Source organism: Mesorhizobium sp. M0029, assembly GCF_040323735.1.
In the GTDB taxonomy this organism is placed as follows: domain Bacteria; phylum Pseudomonadota; class Alphaproteobacteria; order Rhizobiales; family Rhizobiaceae; genus Mesorhizobium.
Map to the genome: position 1 here is coordinate 1 of NZ_JAMYVF010000056.1, position 4714 is coordinate 4714.

A 4714-nucleotide genomic window follows, 5' to 3' on the forward strand; every position below is an offset into this window, starting at 1 on the left:
CAGTTATGCTCGGTGTCAGGCGGCCCGGCGTCACCATAGCGCTGCAAACCTTGGAGGGCCAAGGTCTGATACGCTCAATGCGAGGAGAGGTAGTCATTCTTGACCGAGCGCGTCTGATTGCGCTGGCTGATGGGTCATATGGCAGGGCTGAAGCCGAATACGCTCGGCTAGTCGGCAAACTGCATTGACCCCAGACGCCGCGCCCGTGGCACTATCCTGAGTGCCCCTGCAACGGAGCCCGCCGGCTGAGCCACGGTGTTTTTGCGTCAGGCGGGAACATTCCCGCTCTGAGGCTGTTTGGCCACAGCTGGCTCGTTCTTCAGCGGTCCGTGCCGGTGACCAAGATGTCCTCTCCACTCGTCATGGTCGGCCCGCGCAGCCTCCGAAGCAGGCGCGGGCCATCCCTGCAGCGTCGCCAGACGTCAGCGGGCTTTTTATCATTCGCCGTTTATCATGGAAGATTTGCAAGTTCGCGCCTGCGACGTTGCGCCATTGGATCAACACGTCCATGGGACGATCATCAGGCCTCCGCTCGAAAAGCCGGGTATAGAACTCCTCCGCTTTGTCCATCCTTGGCGAGCACGGCGTAAATTCCTTGGATTTGCATTCAAAAATTGATTCCACCCATAATGAACAAAGGGCGGGTCCCGTTCCAAAATGGGGTGTTTGCGGCAACCTGCTTTGTACGTTTCCGGCTCTTGCCTTTTTCGGAAAGTGACCCACAGAATAGCTGGTGAGGTTCTATCTCTCTGGGAGGATGGGATGGACGTTCAAGCACCTGTTCGGCCTGTGCAGCAAACGGCCAAGGAGCTGGTCCGCGAGGTCCTGTTGGGTTCTCAACCGGGCAATATAATTTCCCTGAAGGCGACCATTGCAGCGGTGCGCGAGCGCGGCCATGATCTTCGTGAGACTGACTGCCAGTTGGTCGGAATGATCGTCAATTCAGCCTCCGTTTGGGGACTGTTCATCGCCTTTGACGTTCGAGAGGCTTGATGCCCCACCGCTGGTTCAACCCTCCGGTTTATGTGAAGACTGAGCGCCCGGGGCTTCGCCTTGGTGTCAACCGAGTTGATGCCGCCGCGGAGGAGCTTCTAAAGTGGTCCAATCGTGGCCCCAAGTGGCGGCTGGCGGCTGAGGCTTGCCTATCTGCGATGGATGGCAAAATGCCGGGTAACGACTTCCGGCTGCTGTTCGAAGCCGCAGCCGATGAAGAGGAGATGCTACTGCCGGATTAACAACGCTATACGGACGGGACCATGCGCGTCTGTTCGCGTTGGCGGTCGGCGAATTAACTTGAATAATCTGACGCAAACGGCTGTGGCCATTGCTCTGTTTTGACCTTTTGTGTTACCTATTGTGCTTCGTTCCCGAGCTTCCTTTTCGATCCCTTGAAGAATACCGGAAAGAACGGGTTCGCGATGTCCGACACCAGAACAATAAGCGAATCGGAACGACCCCGGCGAAAATCAATTGCTTGTCGATTGAACTGAAATCCGATCGACCTTACAGCCTCGTTCACGCGGGTTCGGGTATCCTCCCTCACGTCGCCTGTACGCTCGAATTTCTGCTTTTGGGATCCGCTGGGGCCAGCTCAAAGACCGACGAGGCGCTTAGCCGACTGGCGGCTCATCACGAGAGCGGTCCGGCAGCTTTAGGAGTAGTAGATTTGCAATATGGGTGCCAACTATTCGTCCCAATTGGGACAGGCTGCGGCCGGCAAGCTGCGCCTAGGTCTCACAAAAGGCTCAGGCGTTGGCATCGGAAAAGAGGCGGCTGCTAATTCTGAATGACCGATATGAGGCGCATGCGGTCCGGCAGTATATGGAACGAGAGCAGAAGGTCTGCTTCTGGTGCAAACCAGCGGAAAGGTGCCATTCCGCTGGTGGCGCGATCTTGGCCGCAACGACGTTGGTTGCCGCTGCCTGAAAGCAGACACGGTGATACCGCGTTGGCAGCTTTGGCGCCTCAAAGCGATATTGAGGCTCAGGACGGTTTTAATCTCACCTCGACCAATCAGCTTGGAAAAGCGGCGATAGTCCGGATGCTCGTACCGCCAGCGGCCGGCGGAGATCGCAGGATGCACGCCAGCTTCCTGCGCCGCCTCCAACACCTCCTCCGTGCTGTTGTCCTTGTCGGTGCAAACGAGCCAGCCTCCGCTTCTATGGTTTCCGAACGAACTAAAATGATCTTGAGAAAACCATTATCAAATGCGCGTCCCGAAATGGGGGCGAAGGCGATGCGAGCGCATCGGAGCGGAAGTTCTATGCCGGCGACCCTCCGCGGAAGTCGGTGCGAAACTCCTGCCACAGCCCGCAACCGGAACATCACATGTGCTGGTGCATTGCTAGTGAACGCCAATTCGACTGGGGCGCAAAATGCATCGCGCGATCACAAATGCATGGGCAATGGTGCGAGAAGCCGTCGTTGGGTTCGTCAACGACAATGCTCTCAGCCATGGCGCAGCATCGCTTTTTATGCCACAACATCGTTGGCGCCAATTCTGCTCATCGTGGTTGCAATTGCGGGTCTCGCATTCGGTCACGAGGCAGCGCAAGCGGCATTGTCCGCCCAAATCACAGGGATGATGGGTACAGAAAGCGCAAATATCCTGCAAACCGCACTGAAGAGCGCATCCGAAAAGCCATCCGGCGGCACTTGGCCGGCGGTGATTGGCATCATCACCTTGCTTGTGAGCGCTTCCGGGGTCTTCGGCGAAATACAGCAGTCTTTGAACATGATATGGAAGGTCGAAGCGCAGGGAAGTTCGTTGTCGCGCCTGGTGCGCGCACGTGCGGTAAGTCTGGGACTGGTCACCGCACTTGGCTTCATGTTGCTCGTCTCTCTAGTCGCGAGCGCGGCGATTTCGGCCCTAGGCAACCTCATCAACGCACAGTTGCCGTTCGGGACACTTGTCCTGGGCGTTATCAACGCGGTCGTTTCTTTTGTCCTCCTCGCAGCTATTTTCGCTGCCATCTTCAAGATCTTGCCTGATCGAACCCTGGAATGGCGGGATGTCTGGATTGGCGCTGTTGTGACTGCTGCCCTGTTCACGCTCGGGAAATCGCTTATCGGTTGGTATATAGGCTCCAGCGCGGTCGCGGCCTCATATGGGGCCGCCGGTGGGCTGCTCGTCATCCTGTTGTGGGCTTACTACTCGGCGGAAATTTTTCTTTTTGGTGCGGAAATCACTCGCGCCTATTCCATTCGACACGGCAGCAGGTCCGATCAGGAAGCTGTGCTTCACAATGGTTGACCTGCAAGAGATGCCACTATCGCCGGCTGATCCCCGGTCCTGATCGCGTACTCTGATCAGGTCTAGGCTCGCCGGGATCGAGGTGGTTGGGGTCTTCGCCCGGCGAGCTGTCCACCTGCACGGAAAGTACTGGCCGTGGGTTTGCCCATCAGCCGTGACTTATGCAATATCGGTGCGGTTAAGCCCACAAGCATGCCCAACTGCACCGGCCATTCCCTACGGCTGCGTATGGTCTTCGCGCTCGGCAATTTTTTCCAAGAGCTTCCGTGAAGCCTCTAGGACACGGCGCGTCTCTTGGATGGTCGATTGTAGGGATTCAAGTTCTCTCTCCGCCCATCGCTGGCTACGGCGGGCGCCTTCGACGAACTGGTGGTCAGATTCCCATTTGTCTTTCATGCCTCTCAACGAGCGAGCCGGGGAACTCGTTCTAGTATACTCAAGGCCGATTGCCCGCTGGCTCACGCTGGCGGGCTTTTTTGCGTCAGTCGGGAACATCCTCACCCTGAGGCTGTTCGGTCACACCCGGCTCGTTCTTAAGCGGTCCTGCCGGTGACCAAGATCGCCCCTCACTCATCATGGTCGGCCCGCGCTCGGAAGCAAGCGCGGGCCATCCCTGAACAAGTCCGGGGCAACCGGCCAGGCAATTGCAGCATCGATGGTGGCCGCCGGCCGCCTTGACCGAACTTGCGGGCCAATTCCTCCTAGGTTGACGACGAAATATCGGTAGCAATTTCTACAATTTTCAATTTGGCTGGAAACCCTTTCTACCCGCAAGCGTTGAATTAGCACGGCTGCATTCAAGCAGTTGCATTCGGAGGAATTTTGATGAATTCGAAAATGCTCATTCTCGGCGCGACATTTGCCCTTATGACCGGATCGGCCTTTGCCGGCAGTTCCACTGGCACGTCTGCGCTCGACGATCCTGCAAAAATGTCTCCTTTCTTCACGGACAGCAGCATGAAGACCATGAAGTCTGAGGCCGAAGCGAAAACCGCTTGGTCGGCTATGTCTCAGGAGGATAAGGACGCTGTGATGAAGGACTGCGCTGACGCAGATATTGCGAAGGCCCATGAGAACTTCTGCAAAGCTGCGATGATGATGGGCAAATAGGCCCAGCACCTAGCTTAATATAATACGCGCCCGCTGGCCCGGCCGGCGGGCGTTTTCGTTTGCCCTCGGAACCTGGTCAATTCGCACAGTTGCTCCCCTGCGATGGCGCGGGCCGCCTCGAATCTGAAATTCTGTCAATCGCCCGACGCGGCTGCTGCCCTCCCTGCCGCGAGCCGGAATGCATAACGATTGCGGATGTGGCTGTTAAAATAGACGCCCTTGGCAAAGGCAGCTTTGAACGCGGCAACGGCCTCAGCAGGTACGTCCAAAAACTCGTAATGCTTCCCGCTCGCTACAAACCAAACCGAGAGAACCCTGGTGCTGGGGTCATAGTCGAACTTGCGTATCGAG

6 protein-coding genes are annotated in these 4714 nt (G+C 57.1%); 5 read left to right on the plus strand and 1 reads right to left on the minus strand.

The window, feature by feature from the left end; all coding sequences use genetic code 11:
* The 5 genes from NKJ76_RS32205 to NKJ76_RS32225 all read left to right on the plus strand — a co-directional run.
* The coding region (locus tag NKJ76_RS32205) for a helix-turn-helix domain-containing protein (protein WP_352539209.1) at positions 1-188 on the plus strand (188 nt) is incomplete at its 5' end.
* A 574-nt stretch (positions 189-762) separates the two neighbouring features.
* On the plus strand, positions 763-993 hold the full coding sequence (locus NKJ76_RS32210) for a hypothetical protein (RefSeq protein WP_023690600.1): 231 nt from the start codon (positions 763-765) through the stop codon (positions 991-993).
* Entirely contained in the window at positions 993-1235 is a 243-nt protein-coding gene (locus NKJ76_RS32215) for a DUF982 domain-containing protein (RefSeq protein ID WP_023669677.1), read from the plus strand. Before NKJ76_RS32210 ends, NKJ76_RS32215 begins: the two co-directional genes overlap by 1 nt.
* Before the next feature lie 1112 nt (positions 1236-2347).
* Entirely contained in the window at positions 2348-3253 is a 906-nt protein-coding gene (locus NKJ76_RS32220) for a YihY/virulence factor BrkB family protein (RefSeq protein WP_352539210.1), read from the plus strand.
* A gap of 825 nt (positions 3254-4078) precedes the next feature.
* A complete protein-coding gene (locus NKJ76_RS32225; protein ID WP_023673895.1) occupies positions 4079-4363 on the plus strand; it encodes a hypothetical protein in 285 nt (94 codons plus the stop codon).
* Positions 4364-4497: 134 nt separating this feature from the next.
* On the opposite strand, the gene NKJ76_RS32230 is transcribed toward NKJ76_RS32225, so the two are convergent.
* Positions 4498-4714: KTSC domain-containing protein (locus NKJ76_RS32230; RefSeq protein WP_352539211.1), on the minus strand; the 217-nt coding region annotated here is incomplete at its 5' end.